Source organism: Nocardioides insulae DSM 17944 (assembly GCF_000422825.1).
GTDB classification, from domain to species: Bacteria; Actinomycetota; Actinomycetes; order Propionibacteriales; family Nocardioidaceae; genus Nocardioides; species Nocardioides insulae.
Genome location: NZ_KE383929.1, coordinates 430,306 through 454,794, shown reverse-complemented (window position 1 = coordinate 454,794; position 24,489 = coordinate 430,306). Strand labels below are relative to the sequence as shown.

The 24,489-nt window shown below is 70.3% G+C and carries 24 protein-coding genes and 2 tRNA genes; 11 read left to right on the top strand and 15 right to left on the bottom strand.

All coding sequences use genetic code 11. The annotated features are described in order from the left end of the window. Positions 1 to 34: 34 nt before the first annotated feature. Positions 35 to 1,021, bottom strand: a complete 987-nt coding sequence (locus G515_RS0116670; protein WP_028661064.1) for a bile acid:sodium symporter family protein — start codon at positions 1,019 to 1,021, stop codon at positions 35 to 37. 165 nt (positions 1,022 to 1,186) lie between these two features. Between G515_RS0116670 and G515_RS0116665 the strand changes: the two genes are divergently transcribed. Further along, complete coding sequence (locus tag G515_RS0116665) at positions 1,187 to 2,674, top strand: alanine/glycine:cation symporter family protein (RefSeq protein WP_028661063.1); 1,488 nt, start codon at positions 1,187 to 1,189, stop codon at positions 2,672 to 2,674. Between the two features lie 113 nt (positions 2,675 to 2,787). On the opposite strand, the gene G515_RS0116660 is transcribed toward G515_RS0116665, so the two are convergent. Then, positions 2,788 to 4,017 (bottom strand): SGNH/GDSL hydrolase family protein, encoded by a 1,230-nt coding sequence (locus tag G515_RS0116660; RefSeq protein ID WP_028661062.1) that lies wholly within the window; start codon positions 4,015 to 4,017, stop codon positions 2,788 to 2,790. Between the two features lie 221 nt (positions 4,018 to 4,238). Next, positions 4,239 to 4,979, bottom strand: coding sequence for a PIG-L deacetylase family protein (locus tag G515_RS0116655; protein WP_028661061.1), 741 nt, complete (start codon positions 4,977 to 4,979; stop codon positions 4,239 to 4,241). Positions 4,980 to 5,190: 211 nt separating this feature from the next. On the opposite strand from G515_RS0116655, the gene G515_RS0116650 reads away from it, so the two are divergent. The 4 genes from G515_RS0116650 (at position 5,191) to G515_RS0116635 (ending at position 8,188) form a co-directional block, all read left to right on the top strand. Next, positions 5,191 to 6,801 carry a thiamine pyrophosphate-binding protein gene (locus G515_RS0116650; RefSeq protein WP_028661060.1) on the top strand — a complete coding sequence of 537 codons (1,611 nt, stop codon included), beginning with the start codon at positions 5,191 to 5,193 and terminating at the stop codon, positions 6,799 to 6,801. Between the two features lie 57 nt (positions 6,802 to 6,858). Next, complete coding sequence (locus G515_RS0116645; protein WP_036556153.1) at positions 6,859 to 7,131, top strand: type II toxin-antitoxin system Phd/YefM family antitoxin; 273 nt, start codon at positions 6,859 to 6,861, stop codon at positions 7,129 to 7,131. Then, complete coding sequence (locus tag G515_RS0116640; protein WP_028661058.1) at positions 7,128 to 7,409, top strand: type II toxin-antitoxin system RelE family toxin; 282 nt, start codon at positions 7,128 to 7,130, stop codon at positions 7,407 to 7,409. Before G515_RS0116645 ends, G515_RS0116640 begins: the two co-directional genes overlap by 4 nt. A 170-nt stretch (positions 7,410 to 7,579) precedes the next feature. After that, positions 7,580 to 8,188, top strand: coding sequence for a hypothetical protein (locus G515_RS0116635; protein ID WP_028661057.1), 609 nt, complete (start codon positions 7,580 to 7,582; stop codon positions 8,186 to 8,188). Between the two features lie 73 nt (positions 8,189 to 8,261). On the opposite strand, the gene G515_RS0116630 is transcribed toward G515_RS0116635, so the two are convergent. Further along, positions 8,262 to 8,588, bottom strand: coding sequence for a hypothetical protein (locus tag G515_RS0116630; protein WP_028661056.1), 327 nt, complete (start codon positions 8,586 to 8,588; stop codon positions 8,262 to 8,264). A 33-nt stretch (positions 8,589 to 8,621) separates the two neighbouring features. Here G515_RS0116630 and G515_RS22005 point away from each other — a divergent pair, with 33 nt between their 5' ends. Next, the gene (locus G515_RS22005; protein WP_157571157.1) at positions 8,622 to 8,831 is read left to right on the top strand and encodes a hypothetical protein; all 210 of its coding nucleotides are present in this window, start codon (positions 8,622 to 8,624) and stop codon (positions 8,829 to 8,831) included. A 17-nt stretch (positions 8,832 to 8,848) separates the two neighbouring features. On the opposite strand, the gene G515_RS0116620 is transcribed toward G515_RS22005, so the two are convergent. From G515_RS0116620 to G515_RS21995, 7 genes are all read right to left on the bottom strand, one after another. Further along, positions 8,849 to 8,922 (bottom strand) — tRNA-Ile (locus G515_RS0116620). 103 nt (positions 8,923 to 9,025) lie between these two features. Beyond that, positions 9,026 to 10,492, bottom strand: coding sequence for a serine/threonine-protein kinase (locus tag G515_RS22000; protein WP_051218498.1), 1,467 nt, complete (start codon positions 10,490 to 10,492; stop codon positions 9,026 to 9,028). A gap of 289 nt (positions 10,493 to 10,781) precedes the next feature. Beyond that, on the bottom strand, positions 10,782 to 12,032 hold the full coding sequence (locus tag G515_RS0116610; protein ID WP_028661055.1) for a beta-ketoacyl-[acyl-carrier-protein] synthase family protein: 1,251 nt from the start codon (positions 12,030 to 12,032) through the stop codon (positions 10,782 to 10,784). A 67-nt stretch (positions 12,033 to 12,099) separates the two neighbouring features. After that, positions 12,100 to 12,345: an acyl carrier protein gene (locus G515_RS0116605; RefSeq protein WP_028661054.1), complete on the bottom strand. Its 246-nt coding sequence runs from the start codon at positions 12,343 to 12,345 to the stop codon at positions 12,100 to 12,102. Between the two features lie 76 nt (positions 12,346 to 12,421). Further along, positions 12,422 to 13,423 (bottom strand): beta-ketoacyl-ACP synthase III, encoded by a 1,002-nt coding sequence (locus G515_RS0116600; RefSeq protein WP_028661053.1) that lies wholly within the window; start codon positions 13,421 to 13,423, stop codon positions 12,422 to 12,424. Further along, a complete protein-coding gene (locus tag G515_RS0116595; protein WP_028661052.1) occupies positions 13,423 to 14,367 on the bottom strand; it encodes an ACP S-malonyltransferase in 945 nt (314 codons plus the stop codon). Before G515_RS0116595 ends, G515_RS0116600 begins: the two co-directional genes overlap by 1 nt. Before the next feature lie 78 nt (positions 14,368 to 14,445). Next, positions 14,446 to 15,678 (bottom strand): PucR family transcriptional regulator, encoded by a 1,233-nt coding sequence (locus G515_RS21995; RefSeq protein WP_245565449.1) that lies wholly within the window; start codon positions 15,676 to 15,678, stop codon positions 14,446 to 14,448. Between the two features lie 76 nt (positions 15,679 to 15,754). Here G515_RS21995 and G515_RS0116585 point away from each other — a divergent pair, with 76 nt between their 5' ends. Next, entirely contained in the window at positions 15,755 to 16,702 is a 948-nt protein-coding gene (locus G515_RS0116585) for an alpha/beta fold hydrolase (RefSeq protein WP_028661051.1), read from the top strand. A 54-nt stretch (positions 16,703 to 16,756) separates the two neighbouring features. Here G515_RS0116585 and aceE read toward each other — a convergent pair whose 3' ends face one another. Further along, the gene (gene aceE, locus G515_RS0116580) at positions 16,757 to 19,543 is read right to left on the bottom strand and encodes a pyruvate dehydrogenase (acetyl-transferring), homodimeric type (RefSeq protein ID WP_028661050.1); all 2,787 of its coding nucleotides are present in this window, start codon (positions 19,541 to 19,543) and stop codon (positions 16,757 to 16,759) included. A gap of 191 nt (positions 19,544 to 19,734) precedes the next feature. Between aceE and G515_RS0116575 the strand changes: the two genes are divergently transcribed. From G515_RS0116575 to G515_RS0116560, 4 genes are all read left to right on the top strand, one after another. Beyond that, entirely contained in the window at positions 19,735 to 20,172 is a 438-nt protein-coding gene (locus G515_RS0116575) for a DUF3052 domain-containing protein (RefSeq protein WP_028661049.1), read from the top strand. A 205-nt stretch (positions 20,173 to 20,377) separates the two neighbouring features. Beyond that, positions 20,378 to 20,869 (top strand): peroxiredoxin, encoded by a 492-nt coding sequence (locus G515_RS0116570; protein WP_084653663.1) that lies wholly within the window; start codon positions 20,378 to 20,380, stop codon positions 20,867 to 20,869. Positions 20,870 to 21,077: 208 nt separating this feature from the next. Continuing rightward, positions 21,078 to 21,150: transfer RNA gene (locus tag G515_RS0116565), tRNA-Val, on the top strand. A 190-nt stretch (positions 21,151 to 21,340) separates the two neighbouring features. Next, complete coding sequence (locus G515_RS0116560) at positions 21,341 to 21,571, top strand: LapA family protein (protein WP_157571156.1); 231 nt, start codon at positions 21,341 to 21,343, stop codon at positions 21,569 to 21,571. 21 nt (positions 21,572 to 21,592) lie between these two features. Here the strand turns inward: G515_RS0116560 and G515_RS0116555 are convergent, their stop codons facing one another. Genes G515_RS0116555 through G515_RS21990 form a run of 3 tightly spaced genes read right to left on the bottom strand, consistent with a single transcriptional unit; the run spans position 21,593 to position 24,463 of the window. Then, on the bottom strand, positions 21,593 to 22,378 hold the full coding sequence (locus tag G515_RS0116555; RefSeq protein ID WP_036556142.1) for an ABC transporter ATP-binding protein: 786 nt from the start codon (positions 22,376 to 22,378) through the stop codon (positions 21,593 to 21,595). A 40-nt stretch (positions 22,379 to 22,418) separates the two neighbouring features. Further along, positions 22,419 to 23,507: a FecCD family ABC transporter permease gene (locus tag G515_RS0116550; protein ID WP_211221066.1), complete on the bottom strand. Its 1,089-nt coding sequence runs from the start codon at positions 23,505 to 23,507 to the stop codon at positions 22,419 to 22,421. Further along, a complete protein-coding gene (locus tag G515_RS21990; RefSeq protein WP_211221065.1) occupies positions 23,504 to 24,463 on the bottom strand; it encodes a FecCD family ABC transporter permease in 960 nt (319 codons plus the stop codon). Before G515_RS21990 ends, G515_RS0116550 begins: the two co-directional genes overlap by 4 nt. Positions 24,464 to 24,489: the final 26 nt, after the last annotated feature.

Below are 24,489 nucleotides of genomic sequence, written 5' to 3'. Positions count from 1 at the left end.
GGGCGGCGCCGAGAGGGCACCGCCGACCCTCGACTCAGCCGGTGGTGACCTTCTCGCGGGGCTGCTCGTCCTCCACCGGACGGCGGCGCAGGTACGCGGCCAGGATGGCCCCGGAGATGTTGTGCCAGACCGAGAACACCGCGCCCGGCAGCGCGGCGAGCGGGCTGAAGTACTGCGCGGCCAGACCGGCGGCAAGGCCCGAGTTCTGCATCCCGACCTCGACCGACATGGTGCGGCGTACCCGCTCCGGCTGCTTGGCCGCCGCCCCGAACGCGTAGCCGAGCAGGTAGCCGATCACGTTGTGTAGCACGACCGCGGCGAGGACGAGGAGACCGGCGTCCGCGATGGTGTCGGCACTGCCGGAGACGACCGCCACGACGACCAGGGTGATCGCGATGACCGAGACCCAGGGGAGTGCGGGCAGTGCGCGGGTCACCACGCGCGGCAGCAGCAGGCGGACGACGAGACCGAGTGCGACCGGGATCAGCACGATCTGGAGGATGGACTTGGCCATGCCCCAGCCGTCGACGGGCATGTACTCCCCGGCCAGCCACAGGGTCAGCAGCGGGGTCAGGACGGGGGCCAGCAGGGTGGACACCGAGGTCATCGTGACCGAGAGCGCGGTGTCGCCCTTGGCCAGGTAGGTGACCACGTTGGAGGAGGTGCCGCCCGGTGCGCACCCGACCAGGATCACCCCAGCGGCGAGATCGTTCGGGAGTTGCAGGGCCCAGGCCACGGCGAAGCCGACCAGCGGCATGATCGTGAACTGGGCGATGACGCCCAGCAGGACCGGCAGCGGCCGGGTGAGGACCACCTTGAAGTCCGGCAGGGTCAGGGTCAGCCCCATCCCGAACATGATGATCCCGAGCAGTGGGTTGATCACCTCGCCGAGCGGACTGAACGTGTCCGGGGCGAGGAACGCGATCCCGGCGCCGGCCAGGATCAGGATCGGGAAGAGGGTCACCGCGATCCGGGCGCTGCGGTCCTCGGCGCTCGTCGGGTGGGAAGAAGCAGCAGTCACGAGCGTCGATGGTCGTGCATCCGTCCGCTCGCTGGACAACTCGTCCGCAGAGTGAGATTTCAGGGCGGGCTCCGTGATCTGGGTCATGCCGAAACACGTCGGAGACAGCAGGCGGTCTAGCGTATCGGCGTTCCGTCGTCCCCGATCTCGGAGAGCCAACACCTCATGAACGATGCGATCACGACCGTCAGCGGCTGGGTCTGGAGTCCCGCGCTCGTCTTCCTGTGTCTGGCCGCCGGCCTGTATTTCACCGTCCGCACCCGCCTGGTCCAGATCCGGGCGGTCCCGCACATGGTCCGACTCATGTTCAGCGGCCACGGGTCCGACTCCGGGGTCTCCTCCTTCCAGGCCCTGGCGATGTCCCTGGCCGGCCGGGTCGGCACCGGCAACATCGCCGGCGTCGCGACCGCGATCGCCTTCGGCGGACCCGGGGCCGTCTTCTGGATGTGGGTGGTGGCCTTCCTGGGCGCCTCCACGTCGTACGTCGAGTGCACGCTCGGCCAGATCTTCAAGGAGAAGGACGGGAACGGGGAGTACCGGGGCGGTCCCGCCTACTACATCGAGAAGTGCATGCGGCAGAAGTGGTACGCCGTCGCCTTCGCCGCCGTGACCGTGCTGGCCACGGGCCTGCTGATGCCGGGCATCCAGTCCAACAGCATCTCCGCCTCGATGGAGAGCGCATGGGGCTTCACCCCCTGGGCGGTGGCGATCGGTGTCGTGATCGCGCTGGCGTTCATCGTGGTCGGCGGCGTGAAGCGGATCGGCACCTTCGCGGGGATCGTGGTGCCGTTCATGGCGGCGGCCTACATCCTGGTCGCGCTGGTCGTGGTGGTCGCCAACATCGGCGAGGTGCCCGACGTCATCTCGCTGATCGTCTCCAGCGCGTTCGGTCTCGAGGCCGGCGTGGGCGCGGCCATCGGCAGCGCGATCATGTGGGGCGTCAAGCGCGGCATCTACTCCAACGAGGCGGGCCAGGGCACCGGACCGCACGCCGCTGCGGCGGCGGAGGTCTCGCACCCTGCCAAGCAGGGCCTGGTGCAGGCCTTCGCGGTCTACATCGACACGCTCTTCGTGTGCACCGCCACCGCGTTCCTCATCCTCTCCACCGGGATGTACACCGTCTGGAGCGGCGAGTCGACCGACGGCGAGATCCTCTACGACGGACTGGACCAGGGCGGGGCCGCCGTGGAGGCCGGACCGGCCTTCGCCCAGACCGCCTTCGACACCGTCTGGTCCGGCGCGGGGGCGTCGTTCATCGCCGTGTCCCTGGCCTTCTTCGCCTTCACCACGATCGTGGCGTATTACTACATGGCGGAGACCAACATCACCTACCTGCTGCGTTCGGTGCGCAACCAGGGTGTCGTGCGCGGCTCGATCCGAGTCCTCCAGGCCGTCTTCCTGGCCGCCACCGCCTACGGCGCGGTCACCACCGCCGAGACCGCCTGGACGCTGGGCGACATGGGTGTCGGCCTGATGGCCTGGCTCAACATCATCGCCATCCTGATCATCTCCGGCCCGGCGCTCCGGGCGCTGACCGACTACGAGTCCCAGCGGCGCTCCGGCCTCGACCCCCAGTTCGACCCGGCCGCGATCGGCGTCAAGGGGGCGACCTTCTGGGAGGAGCGTGCCTCCGCGGTGAAGCTGGCCGGCTGACCGGCCCGCCTCCGCGCGGAGGGCGCCCTTCGCCGACCGGTGTCAACGACGACATCTGATGCGGGTCACCGGGAGGCGTGCTACCCATGATGCGGTCCACGACCAAGGCGTAGCTAGCGACAGCGCAGATCGCGGAGATCGATGGCCCCTGCCATCGCAGCGTTGCCGGCATCGTTGGGGTGGAGGCCGTCGCCGTTGTGGAATGCCGGTCGTAGCTGGGTCGGGTCGTCGGGGTCCCGGGTGGCGACGTCGAAGTCGACCACGTCGTCGAACTCTCGGCCGTGCCGGATGAAGTCGTTGACCTCCGTGCGGACGGTCTCACCCTCCGGGTCGATGAACACCGATCCCCCGAAGGGCATGATCGTCGCGGCAACGATGCACACGTCCTGGGCATGTGCCTGGGCGATGAGTTGGCGGTACCCCGCGATGATGTCGGCAGCCGAGGATCCTGCACCGATGTCGTTGACGCCCTCTGCGAGAAGGACGGTCTCGACACCGGGCTTGGTGAGAATGTCGCGGGTCAGTCTGGTCAGGGCGGCGTCGCCCGCGCCGCCGGGACGGGACACTCCGCTGAGCACGCGGTTGCCGGAGATGCCTTCGTTGGCGACACCCATCTGGAAGGGTGCGGGAAGCTTGGCGAACCTGTCGGCGAGGCGGTCGGGCCAGCGACGGTTGGCATTGATCGTGGTGCCGACACCAGCGGTGATGGAGTCACCCAGGGTGGCGACCGTCCCGGAGCTGTGGTGAGCCTCGACCAGGATGGCGTCGAGCCAGAACCACGCCGAACTCTCGGTCCCGAAGGGGGTGGCACTCTCGTCGGCCGCGAAGTCACCAGTGGTGGACTTCCAACTGTGCTGCATGGACCGGTTGTGGGCGGTCAGTGCACCGCTGTCTCCAGCGACGTGGATGCTGACGGCAAGATCCTGCTGCGCCGTGATGCGACCACGGAGCGGGTCGCTGAGCGCGATCGCACCCGGTGGGATGGTGACCGAGCTGGCACCTTGGAAGGTCACGCGGCGGTTCGTCCCTGCGCGTACGGCGGCGCCTCCGGCACTGGAGCCGACGTAGACACTGTCCAGGGTCAACGGCTGGTTGCCCTTCGCGTTGGACAACCGCAGGCGGAGGCCCTCGCCGCCGATCGAGGTGTGCACCACGTTGCGGACCGTGACGTTGCTCAGGGTGCCGCCAGCCATGTCCGCGCTTGCTGCCCAGGTGGTCACCGTGGAGGTGTGCCCGGGCCACGTGGGCGATGCCTGGTCCGTGCTCGATACGGCCGCTGAGGTCGGTATCCCGAGGATCAGTGCTGCGGAGGCGGCGACGAGGACGGTGCGCGATCTACTCATGCTTCTCTCCCGAGATTCGGTGATGCGGTTGGCGGCCGGTTCGCGCATGCGCGTGGGTGACCGTCTCCTGACTCGGAAGAACTCAACTGTGATCGCGGGATGTGAGCAATGCCACATCACTGTCGTGCGACGAGTGGCGCATTCAGAGCGCCGAAAGGAACGCCGGCGTGCGACGAACGGACGGGACGCCGGCGCAGGACGAATCGCCCGAGCGCGGTCGCTCAGTCCTCCGAGCCCCAGCCGAGCGGGAAGACCTCGAAGGGCGCCGCCAGGGCGCTGCCGAAGCGCTGACCCGTCTGTCGGGCGAAACCCTCGAGGAACTCCCCGGCGTCGAAGTGCTCCCAGCCCAGCCCCTCGATGTAGGCGCGGTGGGCCTCCAGGGAGGCGACCCCGTCGTCGAAGGTGTCGCCGATGTCGACCGCATGGCGCGACTCGGGTGAGCCGGCGGCCCAGACCTGCCGTACGCCGCCCCACGGCTCGAGCAGTCCCTGGAGTTGCTCGGGGAAGATCCAGCGGTTGCCGGCGTCGCGGACGGCATCCAGCACCGCCCGCCCCACGGCGATGTGGTCGGCCTGATTGAGTGCCGTGCCGCCGAAGGTGTCCCGGAAATTGCCGGTGATCACGATCTCGGGCCGGTGCCTGCGCACCACCTCGGCCAGCAAACGGCGCATCGGTACGCCGTACTCGAGGATGCCGTCGGGCTGCCTGAGGAACTCGACCTGGTGCACCCCGACCAGACGAGCCGAGTCGATCTGCTCCTGCTCACGCACCGCCCGGCACTGCTCGGGGTGCATCCCGTCGATCCCGGCCTCGCCGCTGGTCACCATGCAGTAGCCGATCTGCTTGCCCTGCCCGGTCCACCTGGCCACCGCGGCGGCGGCCCCGAACTCCATGTCGTCGGGATGGGCGACGATGCACAGCGCCCGCTCCCAGTCCTCGCGCAGCGGCTCCAGTTCTGCCATTCCTCGAGCATGGCAGCGTGGACGCCTCGGGAACAGGCCCGACGGGGATCGACGCGGAAGTGGGCCACCGAGGGCCGGGCCGAAGAGGGGCCGCAGTCGCGGACGGCGGTGCGTGCGAGCATGTCGGAGACCACGTCGGAGCGTGCCTCGACCACCCGGCCGCTCCGCGCCGGTCACCGCCGGACCCACGAACGAGTGCCGAGGAGAGCGCGTGAACAACGTCGGAGGCGACGTCCTCGCCCTGGTTCAGGCCTACGGTGTCGACACCGTGTTCGGGATCCCGGGCACGCACAACCTGGAGTTCTACCGCCACCTGGCCCCCTTGGGCCTGAAGACGGTCACGACGCGGCACGAGCAGGGGGCGGGGTACGCCGCCGACGGGTGGGCCCAGCAGACCGGTCTGCCCGGGGTGGTCATCACCACCTCCGGACCGGGACTGCTCAACGTGCTCTCCGCCGCCGGCACGGCCTACGCCGAGTCGCGTCCGCTGCTGATCCTCTCCCCGGGTGCCCCGCGGGGGAGCGTGTTCGGGAGCGGTGCGCTGCACGAGACCAAGGATCCGGTGGGGGCCGCGGGCGCCGTCGTCGAGTGGTCGCGCCGGGTGACCTCGGGTGCCGAGGCACTGGAGGCCGTACACGACGCCGTCGCTCTCTTCGCCGCGGCGAGGCCGCGGCCTGTGCACATCGAGATCCCGCTGGACGTGTTGGAGTCGGATTCGAAGGCTGAGGACGAGCTGCGCACACCACGGGCCGCACCGCCCCTGCGGACGGCTGCCGCCGATGTCATCGCCGGTGCCGCCGAGGCCCTGCGGGACGCTCGGACCCCGGTGATCGTGGCCGGTGGTGGCGCCGTCCGCGCGGCCGGGCAGGTGCGTGCCCTGGCCGAACTGCTGGATGCACCGGTCCTCACCAGCATCAACGGCAAGGGGGTGCTACCCGAGTCCCACCCGCTGGCGGTGGGGGCGGAGCTGCGCCTCGTGTCCGCTCGGAGGTTCGTCGAGGACGCCGACGCGGTGCTGGTGATCGGGTCGAAGATGGGCGAGGCCGAGACCTGGTTCGAACCCCTCCGGACACGCGGGACGGTGGTGCGCATCGACCTCAGCGAGAGCCAGCTCGACCTCAATCTGGCCGCCGACCTGCGGGTGCACGCCGACGCTCGTACGGCGGTGCCGCAGCTGATCAGCTCGCTCGCCGGCGTACGTGCTGCTCGCGACGGCGCGGCCAGGGTGAGCCGGCTCCGCACGGTGCTGGAGACCGAATCCGCGGAACTTGCCCCGGTCCTGGTGGCGCTGAGCGAGGACGTGGCAGCGGCGCTGCCCGCCGACGCCGTGGTCGCGGGCGATTCCTCCCAGGTGACCTACCTCGCCGCCTCCAGCAGCATCCGGGTCGAGCGCCCGGGGTCGTTCCTCTACATGCCCACCTACGCCACCCTGGGCTACGGACTGCCCGCGGCGATCGGGGCGAAGCTGGCCTCACCCGAGAGACCGGTGGTCTGCCTGCTCGGTGACGGTGCCTTGATGTTCTCCGTCCAGGAGCTGATCACCGCCGTCGAGCAGGGCCTGGATCTGGTGGTCGTCTGCGTCGAGAACGGCGGGTACGGCGAGATCAGGCAGAACGAACTCGACCGCGGCATCCCCCCGGTCGGGGTCGAGCTGGTCCAGCCCGACTGGGCCGCCCTGGTCGAGGCGTTCGGCGGCACCGGCGTACGGGTGCGGAGCCGTGCCGACCTCGGCCCGCAGCTGCGCTCCGCCCTCGAGGCCGGTGGGCTCTGGCTCCTCCATGTCTCCGTCGCGCTCTACACCCGCTCCGCACCGTCCGCCTGAGCCGACCGGTGGACTGACGGCTTGTCCCGGCGCAGCATGCGCGCCACAATTGTGGTCATGAGTGTCGAGTCGCTGCGCGAGGTGCGAAACCACTTCAGTGAGGTCGTCGACCGGGTCGAGCACGAGCACGAGCGTGTGACGATCACTCGCAACGGCCGGCCCGCCGCGGTGCTCCTGAGTACCGAAGACCTGGCCGAGCTCGAGGAGACATTGGCGGTCCTCGGCGATCCCGAGGCGCTGGCGGACATTCGCGAGGCCGACGCCGCGTATCGCCGTGGCGATGTGGTCCGGAGCATCGACGCCATCCGCGCCCTTCGTCCGGGGTCGTGACCGCTGCCGAGCCTTACGAGCTCGTCGTCACTCCACCGGCGGTGCGGGCGATCCAGACGGCGTTGCCTGAGAGCGTTGCGACCGCGGTCATCGAGTTCCTCACGGGGGCGCTTGTGGAGGACCCTCGTCGTGTGGGCAAGCCGCTAAGAGGAGACCTCTCGGGGATCCACTCCGCGCGACGTGGCACCTACCGGGTCCTGTACCGAATCGATGAGGAGCAGCGTGAGGTCGTCGTGCTTCGGATCGAGCACCGGGGCACGGTCTACCGGAAGGCGTGAACGCCCGCCCAGCGGCAGATGAGTGTGTCCTCATCGAGATGCCGAAAACCGTCTCGGGGTGACCCGGCGGCGTCCTAGGATGGCGCCAGCACGTCAGGCCCGCTCCGACCGATCGGTGACTCGGAATCGTGCACGCCCGGGAGTGAGGTGGCCGAGTGACCCGTCGGCGAGTGAGCGCGCTGCTGCTTACCTTGGCCGTGGCCACCGGTGGCTGCACCGCCCGCGCGGATTCGGAGACGGTGAGCCGGACCTCGGCGTCCGACCCTTCGGGCGACGTGATCGTGGCAGGGCCTCACCTCGGCGACGGGCAACCGGTCGCTGCGCCTCAAGACACCCATACCGACATCGTCCACACGATCGTCGAACACCGAGCCGACACCGTCGCCTTCGAGGTGCGATTCAGGGGCCTGCGACCCAACCGATACTTGGATCTGACCGCCGACATCCGAACGGACAAGACCGGCTCGCGTGCATGGCAGTTCAGCGCTCTCACTTACAACGGAGAAGTCCAGGTCGACCTCTATGGTCCGCACGGGTCGAAGTGCCCCGCCGCTAGCACCGAGTACGACTACCCCGCGAACACCGTGAGGATGAGCGTTCCGCGAGGCTGCTTGGGCGACCCCGCCTGGATCCAGACCACGGTGACTGCAGCGAGCATGACATACGAGGCCAGTTCTCCCGCTCGTCATGCCGAGGCGGTCTGGGAGGATGACGCCGGCCAGGACGGACTCACGACCCCGGCCGAGAAGCGGACGGGCCCACGACTCCACCATCCGTGAGTGGCTCTCCCCGCCCACCGCGGCAGATGCGTGCGCCGGGATCAGGATCAGCGTCCGCCCGATCCTCAATTCATCACGTGCGCAGGAGCGAACGAACCCGACCCATGCAGGCCGCCGTGCCGACGACGACAACCGCGACATAGGCGGTGGTGGCGACGTAGAAGCTCAGCATCATCGCGCGGTCGGTCTTGGCTGTGGCCATCCCGAGCAGTTCGGCCTCATCGAATCCGACTCCCCACCACCACCAAGTCGAGCCGACCGCGATCGCGAGGATGACCGAAAAGCCTCCCGCCAGCCACACGGATACCGACTTCACGGTTCCAGACGGGGCAGCCAGAACCGACCAGAGCGCCAGACCGTAGACAACCGGGGCCAACGGCAAAGCCATCATGAACGCCACATCAGTCAGAGAGCCACGCGGTGAGCATAGGACGTGAAGACGCTGCCAGACGCGCGGATGCTCGGGCACGCCTCGGCAGCGATGACGCTCGACGTCTACGCCGGCCTCTTCGGGGATGACCCCGACTCGGTGGCGGACCGCTTGGACAGGGCCGCTTCGAGGGCCCGTGCGGACCATTTGCGGACTGAGGCAGGGGACGGCGACGTCCTCCCACTCGATCTGGGAGGCGCCGATGCCGTCTGACCTGCACGAACTCTCGGTAGGGCGGGTGGGGCTTGAACCCACGACCCAAGGATTATGAGTCCTCTGCTCTGACCGACTGAGCTACCGCCCCTGGCCGGGTCAGGGTATCCGCCCGCGGTCGGGCGCGGACGTCGGGGGATGGGTCATGGTTCGAGCGCGCGGCTACCGGCAACCGGGCGGCGGGCCGGGGTCGATCAGCCGGCTCCGGCGATCAGGTAGGTGCCGTCGGAGTAGGTGAGGTCGAGGTGTACCTGCTCGGTGTGGCGCTCGCCGCTGTCCATGCGATACGTGTACTTGTAGTCGACGCCGAGGCCGTTGCCGGATCCGTCGCCGAGCTGCGGCTCGATCCAGGCGATGTCCTCGATCTCCGCGACGCCGCCCCAGAAGCTCTCGTACCCCGACAGGCCGCCGCTGGCGTCCTGGTACTCCGGCGTGAGCATGGCGAAGCCGGCCGGCGGTTCACTCGCGGCCGTGCGGAGATAGGTGTCCACGAAGCTGGTGACGCCCTCGGCGGTGGGTCCGTCCGTGGCCGACTCACTGGGTGATTCAGTGGGCGATTGACTGGATCCACTGGGCGAGGGCGAAGCAGGGGCGGATGAGGCGGCCGTCGTCGGGTTCGCCGACCGGTCGTCGTTGTCCAGACCGAGGAGCAGCGCACCGGCCGAGGCGACCACGACCAAAGCCAGGAGGAGGACGGGGAACAACCAGCGTCCGCTGCGTCGGGCGGGTGCCGGCGAGGCAACCGGGGCGGGCTTCACCGCGGTCGTCGGCGTCGGCGTCGGCGTCGGTACAGGGGCCGGAGCAGGCGGGGGTACGGCGGCTGGGACCGGCCTGGCCGGGGCGGTCATGACCTGGGTGGCCTCGGGCCCGGACGGCATTCGGCGCAGCGTCAGGGCGTCGTGGATGCGGGGGAGCTCCCAACGCTGCTGGGGCTCGCGGACCAGCGTCCCGTCGAGCACCGGAGCCAGCCAGCCGGCCAGCGGGGTGCGCGGCGGCTCCTCGTGAACGATCTTGTAGAGCGCGCCGAGGACGTTGTCGGAGGCGTCGTACGGCGCCCGCCCGGTGACTGCGAAGTAGAGGGTGGCCCCGAGGGACCAGACGTCGCTGGCGGGGGTGGCGGATCCGCCAGCGGCCACCTCGGGGGAGAGGTACGCCGGCGACCCGGTGACCAGACCGGTCTGGGTCAGCGTCATGTCGTTGCCGACCCCGCGCGCGATACCGAAGTCGGTGAGCTTCACCCGCCCGTCCGGCGCGACCAGGATGTTGGAGGGCTTGACGTCGCGATGGATGACACCCGCCTCGTGGGCGGCGCGGAGACCGTCGGTGACACCTGCCAGGATCCTGGCCGTCTCGTCGGGGGACAGCGGACCACGCTCGGCCACCAGACCACTGAGGGTGGGTCCCTCGATGTACTCCATGACGAGCCAGGGGAGCCCGTCGTCCTCCGCGAGGTCGAAGACGGCGACGATGTTGCGGTGGTTGAGCCGGGCGGCGAGCTTCGCCTCGCGCTGAGCCCGCGACGCGGTGGCGCCGCCGGCCTCGACGGGGGTCAACTGCTTGAGCGCGACGCTGCGGCCCAGCACCTCGTCGGTGCCCAGCCAGACGGCACCCATCCCGCCGCGGCCGATCTCTCGGATCAGCCGGTATCTACCTGCGATCACTCGGTTCCTCCTCGCACTGACCCTAGGTGAGAGCCGGTGAGTGCCTGGAATCGCAGAGCCCGGGCCATGCGGGTCGCGGGCGGCTCGGAGCGTGACTGGGTGATGGTCGTCCCAGTTGTGGGCGCGGGACATCCCCGTGGATCACCGACGAGACCTGCCACTGCGCCGACCCCGCGCCGACCCAGCGTCCGGCAGCCCGAGTCGTGGCTGCCTGGATACGCCACTGTCGGACCCGTGCACGACGCACGGGTCCGACAGGGCGATGCAGCGCTACCGATCCGGGTAGGGATCAGAAGCTGCCGAAGGCGACCGCGACGTTGGCGCCGCCGAAACCGAAGGAGTTGTTGAGCGCGGCGACCTGGCCGTCGGGCAGCTTGCGGGCCTCGGTGGCGATGTCGAGGTCGACAGCGGGGTCCTTGTCGTCCAGGTTGATGGTCGGCGGAGAGACCCGGTCGCGCAGGGCCATCACGGTGGCCACCGACTCCAGGGCGCCGGCGCCGCCGAGCAGGTGCCCGGTCATCGACTTGGTGCTGGTGACGACGACGTCGGAGACGTGGGCCCCCAGCGTGGCGTGCAGCATCAGGCCCTCGGCGATGTCGCCCTGCGGGGTGGAGGTGGCGTGCGCGTTGACGTGCACGATCGCGGAGGGGTCGATCTCGGCCTCGCGGAGCGCTGCCCTGATCGCGCGAGTGCCGCCGCGGCCCTCGGGGTCGGGCTGGGCGATGTCGTGGGAGTCGGCGGTGACGCCTGCGCCGAGCACCTCACCGTAGATGGTGGCGCCGCGGGCCTGGGCGTGCTCGAGGCGCTCGAGCACCAGGATGCCGGCGCCCTCGCCGAGCACGAAGCCGTCGCGACCGGTGTCCCAGGGACGGGAGACCGCGGTCGGGTCGCCCTGCTTCTTCGACAGCGCCATCATGTTCGCGAAGGCCGCCATCGGCAGCGGGTGGATCGCGGCCTCGGTGCCGCCGGCCAGGACGACGTCGGCCCGGCCGAGCCGGATCTGGTCGACGGCCAGGGCGATGCCCTCGTTGCCGGACGCGCAGGCCGACACAGGCGTCTGCGCGGCGGCGCGGGCGCCGACGTACAGGCTGATGTTGGCCGCCGGGGCGTTCGGCATCAGCATCGGTACGGCGAGCGGCGAGACCCGGCGCGGACCCTTGGCCTTGAGCACGTCGTAGTTGTCCAGCAGGGTGGTCACGCCGCCGATGCCGGAGGCGACCGCGACACCCACGCGGTCGCCGTCGAGACCGCCGTCCTGCACCGCACCCTCGAGCCCGGCCTGGCGCCAGGCCTCCATGGCCGCGACCAGCGCGAACTGCGCCGACCGGTCGAGCCGGCGGGCCTTGACACGCTCCAGCACCTCGGTGGGCTCGACGGCGATCCGGCCGCCGATCTGCACCGGCAGATCGGCAGCCCACTCGTCGGTGAGGGCCCGGACGCCGGAGCGTCCGGAGACCAGCGCTTCCCAGGTGGACGCGACGTCCCCGCCGACCGGGTTGGTGGTCCCCAGCCCGGTGATGACGACTCGTGTGCGGCTCATGGTGCTCCCTTGAGGATGGTGTGGGACGGCGGTCCCGGACGGACTCAGTGGCTGGCGCCGGGCTGGATCAGCCCTGGGCCTTCTCGATGAAGCTGACGGCGTCGCCGACGGTCTTGAGGTTCTTGACCTCGTCGTCGGGGATGGTCACGCCGAACTTCTCCTCCGCGGCGACGACGACCTCGACCATGGAGAGCGAGTCGACGTCCAGGTCGTCGACGAAGGACTTGTCCAGCTGGACGTCGTCGACCTCGACGCCGGCCACCTCGTTGACGATCTCGGCGAGGTCGGAGCGGATCTCTTCGGTGCTGGGCATGGTGTTCCTCTCGATGTGGTGATGCGGGGTGGGTGCTGCGGGGATGAGGCGGCTGCCTCGTTGGCCTCGCGGCCGATCAGGGTACGACGACCACCTGGGCGGCGTACACCAGGCCCGCCCCGAAGGCGATGAACAGGGCGAGGTCTCCCGACTTCGCCTGCCCCTCGTCGAGCATCCGGTCCAGGGCCAACGGTACGGAGGCTGCCGAGGTGTTGCCCATGGTGGCGATGTCGCGGGCGATCTTCACGTGCTCGGGGAGCTTCATCGACTTGGCGAGCGCGTCGGTGATGCGCATGTTGGCCTGGTGCGGCACGAAGATGTCGAGATCCTCCGGCTTGATGCCGGCGAGCTCGAGCGCCTCGTGGGCGACCTCGGCCATCGCGAATCCGGCCCAGCGGAACACCTTGTTGCCCTGCATGGTCAGGCGCGGGGTGAGCTCGATGTCCGAGTCGGCCCAGGAGAGCCAGTCGTCGGTCATGGTGATCAGGTCGGCCTGGTCGCCCGAGGACCCCCAGGCCACCGGGCCGATGCCGGGGGTCTCGCTCGGGCCCACGACCACGGCGCCGGCGCCGTCGGCGAAGATGAACGCCGAGCCGCGGTCGTTGATGTCGGTGATGTCGGAGAGTCGCTCGACGCCGATCACGAGCACGTGCCGCGCGCTGCCGCCGCGCACCATGTCGGAGGCCAGGCCGATCCCGTAGCAGAATCCGGCGCAGGCGGCGGAGATGTCGAAGGCGGCGGGCTTGTCCGTGCCCAGCTCATCGGCGATCTGGGTGGCGATCGCGGGAGTCTGCTTCATGTGGCTCACGGTGGCCACCAGGACGCCGTCGATGTCGCTCGGCACGAGACCGGCGCGCTCGATCGCCGTACGGGCCGCGGCGACCGACATCATCGCGACGGTCTCCTCGTCGTTGGCCCAACGTCGCTCGGTGATGCCGGAGCGGGTGCGGATCCACTCGTCGGAGGACTCGATGGCCTCGACCAGGTCACTGTTCGGGATGACCCGGGAGGGACGGTAGGAGCCGACCCCCAGGATGCGAGCGTGGGCGGACCCGGCCGGGGTGTTGAGAACGGCCATCAGCGGGCTCCTTCGGGGTCGGCGTGCTTCGCACAGAACTCCTGCGCGGCCGCGATGTCCTCGGGGCCCTTGAGGGCGAAGGTCTCGACCCCCTTGAGCGCCCGCTTGGCGATGCCGGTGAGGGTGCCGGCCGGCGGCAGTTCCAGCATGCCAGTCACGCCGAGTTCGCGCATGGTGTCCATGCACAGGTCCCACCGCACGGGGTTGGCGATCTGGCTCACGATCCGGGTGAGTACGTCGGCGCCGGAGGCGACCACGTCGCCGTCCGCGTTGGAGAGCACGCGGGTACGAGGAGCCTTCACCGTCACGCTGCGGGCCAGCGACGTGAGGTGTCCCACCGCCGGAGCCATGTGCTCGGTGTGGAAGGCGCCGGCGACGCTCAACGGACGCACCCGGGCCTTCTCCGGCGCGTCCGCGGCCAGCGCCTCGAGCTGGGCGATGGTGCCGGCGGCCACGATCTGGCCGGGGCCGTTGTCGTTGGCAGGGGTGAGTCCGTGCCGCTGGATCGCGGCGAGCACCTGCTCGCGGTCGCCACCGAGGACGGCGCTCATCCCGGTGGGCTGGACGGCTGCGGCCTCGGCCATCGCCTTGCCCCGCTCGCGTACGAGGACCATCGCCTGCTCGGCGGTGATCGCCCGGGCGCCGGCGGCGGCGGTGAGTTCGCCGACGCTGTGACCGGCGACCACCCCGACCTGGTCGAAGGCCTCCGCGGGGCGCGGGAACAGCTGCAGTGCGGCCACCAGTCCGGTCGCGACCAGCAGCGGCTGCGCGATCTGGGTGTCACGGATGGTGTCGGCGTCCGCTTCGGTGCCGTAGTGGACCAGATCGAGACCGGCGACGGCGGAGAGCCAGCTGAAGCGGGCCTCGAAGTCGGGGTCCTCGAGCCAGGGGGTCAGGAATCCGGGGGTCTGGGCTCCCTGCCCGGGAGCGACGATGGCGAGCACGCTGACAGCGTGCCGGATCGAGGGGTCGGTGAGGGTGGTCGTCCAGCACGAACTGGGCCGACGAAGTTTGTAGGAGACCTACAATGTCGTGGGCTCCCACGTGTCGGTCGTCACCTCATGTTGTCTGCCGAGCACCAAAGCGATACGGAGGGTGAAGGCCTCCCTCGGATCGGTGGGCGCCAGCCCCGTCGTCTCGGTGATCTGTCGCAGGCGGTAGCGCACCGTGTTGGGGTGGACGAAGAGGCGACGCGCGGTGGCCTCCAGCGAACCACCGCACTCGAAGTACGTCGCCAGCGTCTCCACCAGCGGCCTGCGCCCTCCCGCCAGCGGTCGGTACAGGTCCTCCACCAGGTGCGCCCGCGCGACCGCATCGCCGGCCAGGGCCCGCTCGGGCAGCAGGTCCAGGCTCAGTACAGGTCGCGGGGCCTCCGGCCAGCCGCTGGCGGCCCGGTGGGCGGCCAGCGCCGCCCTCGCCGAGGCGTGCGCCCCGGTGAGGTCGGGGACCACCGGACCGACCACCACCGGTCCGGGTCCGAAGAGGGGGACCAGCGGCTCGACGTCCACCCGCGGGTCGGAGACACCACCGAGCAGGACGACCAGTTGCTCGCCCTGGACGGCGCACAACGCCTCGTGTGCGCGGCTGTGGCCGCGGATGGTGCGTCGTACCTCGTCGAACAGATGCGTCTCGTTGGCGTGCTCGGGGAGGTGACCGAGCACGACCGCTAGCTCGCGCGAGGACCAGCCGAGCGCGCTGGCTCGGGACAGGAGCGCGTCGTCGGTCTCCCCGCGTAGCACGGCGTCGACCACCAGCGCCTCCAGCCGGGCGTCCCAGGCACCACGCTCCTCCGCGGCCCGGGCGTAGACCTCCGCGGTCGCGAAGGCGACCTCACGGGCGTAGCGGGAGATCGACTCGTGGACCTCCGCGGCGGCCTCGGGAGCGAGCAGGGCATCGATGTTGGCCTCCACCACGTCGATGGAGAGGCGGATCAGGTCGACGGTCTTGCGCAGCGTGATCACCCGGGCTAGCGCTCGGGGTGCGGTGCCGTAGACCGCGCCGGCCACCTCGGTGCCCACCCGTGCGTCCGGACCGGCGGCGTACCACTCCACGAAGCCGCGCACGCCGGCCTGCACGATCAGGCCGACCCAGGACCGGTCGTCGGCGGACAGGTCCCGGAACCAGCGGAAATCGGTCTCCATCCGGGCCATCGCCGAGGTCGAGAGCTGTCCGCTCGCCCGAGTCAGGGTGCGAGCGGTCGCATCCCGGGTCGCCGACGGGCCGGTCCGGGAGGCGGTGGACGGGAGATCGGGCACTTGTCCATCCTGCCAGTGCTGCCGACGATGGGCGTGAGGATGGTTGAATGAGTGACTCCCCGTGCCAGGAGGCGACATGTCGGATCTCGAGTTCGTCACCATCCACGGTCATCGTCGCGCCTACGTGCTCGCCGGGCCACGGCTCGGCACTGCGCCGGTCCTGCTGTTGCTGCACGGGCTCGCCTGCGACCACACCACCTGGGATCCGGTCATCGGACAGCTCGCCGAGACCTACACGGTGATCGCACCCGACCTGCTCGGGCACGGCCTCTCCGACAAGCCGCGAGCCGACTACACCGTGGCCGGGTATGCCAACGGGATGCGCGACCTGATCACCCTGCTCGGAGTCTCCAAGGTCACCGTGGTGGGCCACAGCTTCGGCGGCGGGGTGGCGATGCAGTTCGCCTACCAGTTCCCCGAGCGCACCGAGCGGCTGATGCTGGTCGACCCCGGCGGTCTCGGGCGGGAGGTGACGGCGTTCATCCGGGCGATCTCGTTGCCCGGCTGGCAGCACGTGCTCGCAGGTCTCACCCTGCCCGGGGTCCGGCAGGTCAACGTCGCTGCCCTGCGGGCGCTGGCGCATCTGCCCGGCGCCCAGACCCGCGACATCGCCGAGATCGCAGCCATCGTGGAGTCGTGGCGGGACCCACGGGCGCGCCGCGCGATCGTTCACCTGGTGCGGGCCGTGATCGACTGGCGCGGCCAGATCATCTCGATGCGCGACCGGGCCTACCTCACCGAGGAGATGCCTGTCTACGTCGTGTGGGGAGCCCAGGACCACGTGGTTCCTGCGAGTCATGCCGGGGTGGCGGCCCGACTGGCCCCGCACGCCCGGGTGACCGTGATGGACGACGCCGGCCACTTCCCGCACAAGGACCACCCCGCGGCGTTCGTCCAGCTGATGCAGGAGTGGATGGCGGCCACCGAGCCGGCGTCGTACTCCCGCGCTCGATGGCGGCGACTGCTGCGCTCGGGCGGACACGTGCCCCCGATCACCGCCGTGCCCAGAGCCTCGACCGCCTGACGGGCCAGGCCGCCGAGCCCGTCGAGGCGGCGACCTCGACAGGCTCGGCGAGGCTCAGGCGTCGCCGCCCTCCTGAGCCACGCCGGCGGTGGCCGTGGGGTCGTCGATGCGGTACTGCGCGAACGCCTTCTCCACCTGCGACCGGTCGATCTCGCCGGCGTCGGCCAGAGCCTGCAGGGCCTGCACGACGACCGACTCCGCGTCGATGTGGAAGAAGCGCCGCGCGGCCGGGCGGGTGTCGGCGAAACCGAAACCTTCGGCGCCCAGGACGCGGTAGTCGCCGGGCACCCACTTGGCGATCTGGAGCGGGACGGCTCGCATGTAGTCCGACACCGCCACCACCGGGCCGTGGGAATCGCCCAGCTTGGTGGTGACGTACGGCGTGCGGGCGCTCTCGCCCGGGTGGAGCAGGCTCCACTCCTCGCTGGCGTAGCCGTCGCGGGCCAGCTCGTTCCACGAGGTGACCGACCACAGGTCGGCCTGGACCCCCCACTCCTCGCGGAGCATCCGGGCGGCGTCCTCGATCCAGGGGAGGGCGACACCGGAGGCGAGCAGCCGGACCCGCGGGCCCTCTCCACCGGCTCGGGCGACCTGGTGGATCCCCTTGAGGATGCCCTCGACGTCGACGTCCTCCGGCTCGGCTGGCTGAGCGACCGGCTCGTTGTAGACGGTCAGGTAGTAGATGAGGTCCTCACCGTGGCCGTCGGGGCCGCCCTCGCCGTACATCCGGCGGAGACCATCCTCGACGATGTGCGCGATCTCGTAGGCGTACCCGGGGTCGTAGTGCACGACCGCGGGGTTGCTGGCGGCGAGCAGCGGCGAGTGACCGTCGGCGTGCTGCAGGCCTTCGCCGGTCAGCGTGGTGCGGCCGGCGGTGGCGCCGATCAGGAAGCCGCGCGCCATCTGGTCGGCCATCGCCCAGATCGAGTCGCCGGTCCGCTGGAATCCGAACATCGAGTAGAAGATGTAGAACGGGATCATGTGCTCGCCGTGCGTCGTGTACGCCGAGCCCGCGGCCGTGGCCGAGGCCAGCGCGCCCGCCTCCGAGATGCCTTCGTGCAGCATCTGGCCCTTCTCCGACTCCCGGTAGGACAGCAGCAGTTTGCGGTCGACCGGCTCGTAGGTCTGCCCGTGCGGGTTGTAGACCTTGGCCGAGGGGAACATCGCGTCCATCCCGAAGGTGCGGTACTCGTCCGGGGCGATCGGGACGATGCGGGGGCCGATGTTCGGGTCGCGCATCCACTCCTTGAGCTGGCGGACCAGCGCCATCGTGGTGGCGATCTTGTTCTTGCCCGACCCCTGCTTGAGGTCGGCGTAGGTCTCGGGGGCCGGCAGGGTCAGCGGCTTGGCCCGGTTGATCCGGCGCGGGATCGAACCACCGAGCTGGCGACGCCGCTCGAGCATGTACTCCGTCTCGGGGGCGTTGGCGCCGGGGGTGAACAGCGGCGGTACGCCGGTGCGCTCGTAGGTCTCCTCGAGCTCCTTGTCGGAGATCGGCAGGTACAACCGGTCACGGAACTTCTTCAGGTCCGCCATGGTCAGCTTCTTCATCTGGTGGGTGGCGTTACGACCCTCCAGTGCCTCGATGGTCCAGCCCTTGATGGTCTGGGCGAGGATGACCGTCGGCTGGCCGACGTGCTTGGTGGCCGCGTCGAAGGCGGCGTACACCTTGCGGTAGTCGTGACCGCCGCGCGGCAGCTTGCGGATCTGCTCGTCGGACATGTGCTCGACCATCTTGCGCAGCCGCGGGTCGGTGCCGAAGAACTTCTCCCGCGTGTAGGCGCCGTCCTCGACCGAGAAGGTCTGGAACGCGCCGTCGGGGGTGGCGTTCATCTGGTTGACCAGGACGCCGTCGACGTCGCGGGCGAGCAGGTCGTCCCACTCACGGCCCCAGATGACCTTGATGACGTTCCAGCCGGCTCCGCGGAAGTTGGACTCCAGCTCCTGGATGATCTTGCCGTTGCCGGTGACGGGACCGTCGAGCTGCTGCAGGTTGCAGTTGACCACCCAGACCAGGTTGTCGAGCTCCTCGCGCGCGGCGATGCGGATGGCGCCGAGCGACTCGGGCTCGGCCATCTCGCCGTCGCCGAGGAAGGCCCACACACTCTGCTGGTTGGTGTCCTTCAGGCCGCGGTTGTGCAGGTAGCGGTTGAACCGGGCCTGGTAGATCGAGTTGATCCCGGTGAGGCCCATCGAGACCGTCGGGAACTCCCAGAAGTCCGGCATCAGCCGGGGGTGGGGGTAGGACGACAACCCGGCGTGCGGACCGTGCTGGACCTCCTGCCGGAACCGGTACATCTGCTCTTCGCTGAGCCGGCCCTCGAGGAAGGCGCGGGCGTAGATGCCGGGTGAGGCGTGCCCCTGGATGTAGATCTGGTCGCCGCCGCCGGGGTGATCCTTGCCGCGGAAGAAGTGGTTGAAGCCGACCTCGTAGAGGCTCGCGCTGGACTGGTAGGTCGCGATGTGGCCGCCGACCTCGAGCCCCTTGCGGTTGGCGCTGGAGACCATCACGGCGGCGTTCCAGCGGATGAACGCGCGGATGCGCCGTTCGATGTCCTCATCGCCGGGGAACCAGGGTTCGCGCTCGGTGGGGATGGTGTTGATGTAGTCGGTGCTCCGCAGGGCGGGCACGCCGACCTGGGCCTCGCGGGCGCGCTCGAGGAGGCGCAGCATGACGTACCGGGCTCGCTGACGGCCGCGCTGGTCGAGCATGGCGTCGAAGGAGTCCAGCCAGTCCCGCGTCTCTTCCGGGTCGATGTCCGGAAGCTGAGTGGGGAGTCCCTCGTGGATGACCGCCCGCGTGCCCGGGGTCGGGTCGGGATTGGGATTGGATTGGGTCACGAGTTGCATCGTGTCACGCACGGACGAGCGACGGAATCTACTCGTCGGTTTCCTGCCTCCGCGCGCGCTGCGGGGGCGGCAAGGCTTGCGTCCCTCGATGAACTCCGATGGACTACCTCCACCGGATGTGCTTATCGGCCATCCGGCCCCGCGGCGACCCGTTGCGGAATGACGATCAGATGGAGGAATACGTGAGCTCGACCGCGGGTGGCGGGTCCACCCAGACAGGCACCACAGCAGGCGCCGGGCAACGGCTCGGCTTCAAGCCCGGCATGGTGATCCAAGAACTGGGCTGGGACGACGACACCGATGATGAGCTGCGCATCGCCATCGAGGACACCATCGACGCCGACATGGTCGACGGCGAGTACGGCAACGACGTGGACGCCGTCGTGCTGTGGTGGCGCAGCGACGACGGCGACCTGGTCGACGGGCTGATGGACTCCCTGACCGATCTGGTCAGCGGTGGCGTGATCTGGCTGATGACCCCCAAGGTCGGGCGGCCCGGTGAGGTCGACGCCGCCGACGTCGCCGAGGCGGCGCCACTGGCCGGGCTCACCCAGACCACGACGGCCACCGTGAGCAAGGACTGGGCAGCGACACGTCTGGTCACCCCCAAGCAACCCTGAGCCGAGGCGGGCCGGGGTCGCCCGGAGAAGGGCGGCCCGGCCTCCTCCTCGCGCGTGCGCGGTCCGCTGACGGCGGACGCCGGGTGCGTGCCGGTGACGGCAACGTGCTCGATCGACACCTCGCCGGGCATCATGGAGCGACCCCGCCCGGGACGGCCCGGACCGGGGTGAAGGCTGGGACCGACCTGAACGGAGAACCACCAGCGTGAGCGAGGACAACGCGACCCCTGCTGCGGGTCTGCGTCTCGGGGGACCGGCCCCGGACTTCACCCTGCGCGACCAGTTCGGTCAGGACCACACCCTGTCCGACTACCAGGGGCGCAAGTCCGTCGCGTTGTTCTTCTACCCCTACGCCTTCTCGGGGGTGTGCACGGGGGAGATGGCCGAGATCCGCGACCGGCTCGACGACTTCCTCACCTTCGACACCGAGATCCTCGCGATCTCCTGCGACCCGGTCTACTCGCTGCGCACCTTCGCCGACACCGATGGCCTCAACTTCTCCCTGCTCTCCGACTTCTGGCCGCACGGCGAGGTGGCTCGGGCCTATGACGTCTTCGACGAGTCCTCCGGCGCGGCCCGGCGCTCGTCGTACATCGTCGACAAGCAGGGACGGTTGAGCTGGTCGGTGCACAACGCGCTCCCCGAAGGGCGCGACCTCGACGAGCATCTTCGTCACCTCCGCTCGGCCGCGGAGTGAGTGGGCACCTCGGTCGGGCGGGCGCGGTGAAAATTCTTGCCGCGAAGGTCTGTACGGACCGACTCCCATCAGATACTGTCTTCCCAGCGAGCCGCTGGTGACCCGAGACGCCAGCGGCTCGCTGCTTGTCTGGGTGGCCCTCTGCGTGGCCGGGCGTCGGGTCGCTTCGCGCTCACTGCCCCGGCTCGCGTAGGGTGTGCCCCGCTCCGGGCGCATAGCTCAGCTGGTAGAGCGCCTCCCTTACAAGGAGGATGTCAGGGGTTCGAGTCCCTTTGCGCCCACACTGTCCCGGTCCTCGCTGCGCTGCCCGTCACCGGGTCGGCGAGGGCACCTTCGGCCGGCCCCCGACACGGGGGCGCGGCACGCTCGGGTGGGTCGTGGACCCGGGGGGCCGGCCGGACTACGGTGTTGGCGCAGGCGTCCCGCGGGACCGTCGTGGTGGTCCCGGCCGAGTCCGAGCAAGGAGCCGACATGCCCGAGAGCCCGTCCAACTCGCGACAGATGCCCAGCGCCAAGGCCATCACGGCGATCGTGCTGGTCGTGCTCGGGGTGATCTTCGCGCTGTCCAACCTGAACGAAGGCACCGTGAGCTTCCTCGGCATGGACTTCACCATGCCGGTGTGGATCTGGGTGATCGTGGTGCTGGCGGTCGGCGTGGTGGCCGGGTCGCTCTACCCCTGGGGTCGGCGCAAGCGGCGCTGATGACCGGCGGGCGTGCGGGGATCAGCTGCGCGCCAGCGGGACCACCATCGGCGTACCGGCCTGGGGGTCGGGCCCGATCTCGCACTCCAGCGAGAAGACGTCCCGCACCAGGTCCGCAGTGATGACGTCGGACGGCATCCCTGAGGCGGCCACCTGCCCCTCGCGCATGACGACCACGTGGTCGGCGTAGCGCGCGGCCTGGTTGAGGTCGTGCAGCACGGCCACCACGGTCCGGCCCCGGTCCCGGATGTCCTGACACAGGTGGAGGACGTCTATCTGGTGGGCCAGGTCCAGGAACGATGTCGGCTCGTCCAGCAGGACGTAGTCGGTGTCCTGGGCCAGCACCATCGCGATCCAGGCGCGCTGGCGCTGGCCCCCGGACAGTTCGGTGAGCGACTCGTGCGCCAGGTCGGTCACGCCGGTGGCGGCCATCGAGACGTCGATCGCCTCCTGGTCGCCGGGCACCCACTGCCGTAGCGCGGAGTGGTACGGATGACGCCCCCGAGCCACCAGGCTGCGCACCGTGACGCCGTCCGGGACCACCGGGCTCTGCGGCAGCAGCGCCACGCGCTGGGCGATCCGCTTGGGCTTCCACCGTCCTAGGGGGACCCCGTCGAGCAAGACCTCCCCGGAACGGGGGAGCAGGGTGCGTGCGAAGGTCCTCACCAGGGTGGACTTGCCGCACCCGTTGGGGCCGATGACGGCCGTGAACCGGCCGCGGGGCAGGGTGAGGCTCAGATCGGAGAGCACGACGTGCGTGCCGTACCCGACGGTGACCCTCTCTGCGCGCAGGGACGGCTGCGACACGGAACCGTTCACGGACCCGGTGACGGGCTCAGATTCGGGCTCAGACACTGGCCTTCCTCCATTCCTGGACGAGTAGGTAGCCGAGGTAGACGCCGCCCACTCCGGCCGTGATGATCCCGACGGGCATGCCCTCGAGGACCGGGAGATGCTGGGCGAGGAAATCGGCCGCGACCATGATCAGGGCACCGGTGAGGGCAGCGACGGCCAGGTTGGGCCCCGGCGCTCGGGTCACCCGCCGGGCGATGTGGGGCGCAGTCAGTGCCACGAAGGCGATCGGCCCGGCGACGGCGACGGCGGCCGCGGAGAGCAGAACGGCAAGGACGATCGCCCAGGTCCGGGTGTGAGTGGCGCGACCCCCCAACGCCTCGGCCAGTTCGTCGCCCAGGTCCATCAGCCTGAGCCGGTGGGTGAGCACTCCGACCGCGGGGACCAGCACCGACAGGGAGATCCAGATGATCGCCGCCTGCTGCATGGTGCGCGTGCCCAACGAGCCCACCAGGTAGGCCGCCAGGCCCTCGGCACTGTCGCGCAGGGCCACCGCGACGACATATTGGGTCAGGGCCGTGGCCATCGCGGCCACGCCGATGCCGGTCACGATCACCCGAGCTGGAGAGGCGAACCCGAGGCCGGTGGACCAGTGGACCACTGCGATGGCCACACCTGCTCCGGCCACCGCTCCCAGCGGAGTGGGTATCGCACCGTTCCACAGCAGGGTCGTCATCGTCGCACCGGCACCGGCCCCGGCGCCGAGCCCGATCACGTCCGGGCTGCCCAGCGGATTGCGCGTCACCGACTGGAAGAGCGCCCCCGAGAGCCCGAGCGCCAGGCCCACCCCGATCGCGACCAGGACCCGGGGTCCGCGCAGCCGTTCCAGGACGAAGGTGACCTTCGTGTCCGCGGCCCCGCGAGCGGCGTCGAGCAGGTCACCGGGACCGACCCCGAGATCACCCCAGGCGAGGGTCGCCAGGGACAGGAACAGGCTCAGCAGGGCGATGACGGAGCCGACCACCAGCGACCGCCCACCGACGGGAATCGCGATCCGGTCCGTGATCCGCAGCAGTCGGTGCTGGTCACCGGCCCGGCGGGGGACCGCGCGTGCGGTCCGGGCGCGAGTCTGCGGGGCGCTCACGTGGTCACCTTCCCCCGTCGTACCGCCGCGAGCAGGAAGGGGGCGCCGACGAAGGCGGTGACGACACCGACCATGAGTTCCTGGGGCCAGGCCACCAGGCGCGCTGCGACATCCGAGGCCACCAGCACCGCCGCCCCGAGCACCAGCGCGACCGGAAGTTGCGCTCGGTGATCGGCCCCGACCAGGGCGCGCACCAGGTGCGGCACGGCCAGGCCCACGAAGGCGATCGGGCCCACCGCGGCCGTGGCGCCGGCGGCGAGCAGCGTGGCCCCGGCGATCGAGCCCAGCCGCACTCGGGCGACCGGTACGCCGAGCGCGACAGCGACGTCCTCGCCGAGCGCGACGGAGTTGAGACCGGAGGTGCACACCCAGGCCAGGACGACGCCCAGCAGCAGCGCCGGTAGCACCGCGCGCAGGGTGTCGAAGTCCGCGCCCGCCAGCGACCCCACCACCCAGTGCCGGTAGGAGTCGAAGGTCGTCGGGTCGACGAGGATCATGGCTTGCACGTAGGCGCCCAGCACCGCGGAGACGACCGCGCCGGCCAGCACCAGCGGGATCACGCTCTCGCTGCCCGACTGTCTGCCCAGCAGGTAGGTGACGGCCACCGCCAGTACGGCGCCCGGCAGGGCCACCCAGACGGAGGCGAAGCCGCCGGTGAACCCGAACAAGGCGGTCGCGGTGACCACGGACGCCGAGGCACCCATCGTGACCCCGAGCAGCCCGGGCTCGCCGAGCGGGTTCCGGGTCACCCCCTGGATGAGAACGCCGGACACCGCCAGGGCAGCACCGACGACGGCCCCCATCACGGTGCGGGAGATGCGGGCGGCGACCACGTCGCCGGCGTATTCGTCGGCTCCGCCGAGCAGGACCATGCCCACCCGGTCGAATCCGATCTGGCCGTTGCCGACGACGAGGCTGACCGCGCCGGCCACGATCAGCAGGCCCGTCGCCAGCACGATGGCCGAGACCGGTGTGACCCGGC

Excerpts from the sequence above, each read along its gene's own strand:
- G515_RS0116665 (WP_028661063.1), top strand. The coding sequence starts at position 1,187 with ATGAACGATGCGATCACGACCGTCAGCGGCTGGGTCTGGAGTCCCGCG.
- G515_RS0116585 (WP_028661051.1), top strand. The coding sequence starts at position 15,755 with ATGTCGGATCTCGAGTTCGTCACCATCCACGGTCATCGTCGCGCCTAC.
- G515_RS0116600 (WP_028661053.1), bottom strand. The coding sequence starts at position 13,423 with ATGGCCGTTCTCAACACCCCGGCCGGGTCCGCCCACGCTCGCATCCTG.
- G515_RS0116660 (WP_028661062.1), bottom strand. The coding sequence starts at position 4,017 with ATGAGTAGATCGCGCACCGTCCTCGTCGCCGCCTCCGCAGCACTGATC.
- G515_RS0116655 (WP_028661061.1), bottom strand. The coding sequence starts at position 4,979 with ATGGCAGAACTGGAGCCGCTGCGCGAGGACTGGGAGCGGGCGCTGTGC.
- G515_RS0116560 (WP_157571156.1), top strand. The coding sequence starts at position 21,341 with ATGCCCGAGAGCCCGTCCAACTCGCGACAGATGCCCAGCGCCAAGGCC.
- G515_RS0116605 (WP_028661054.1), bottom strand. The coding sequence starts at position 12,345 with ATGCCCAGCACCGAAGAGATCCGCTCCGACCTCGCCGAGATCGTCAAC.
- G515_RS0116645 (WP_036556153.1), top strand. The coding sequence starts at position 6,859 with ATGAGTGTCGAGTCGCTGCGCGAGGTGCGAAACCACTTCAGTGAGGTC.
- G515_RS0116610 (WP_028661055.1), bottom strand. The coding sequence starts at position 12,032 with ATGAGCCGCACACGAGTCGTCATCACCGGGCTGGGGACCACCAACCCG.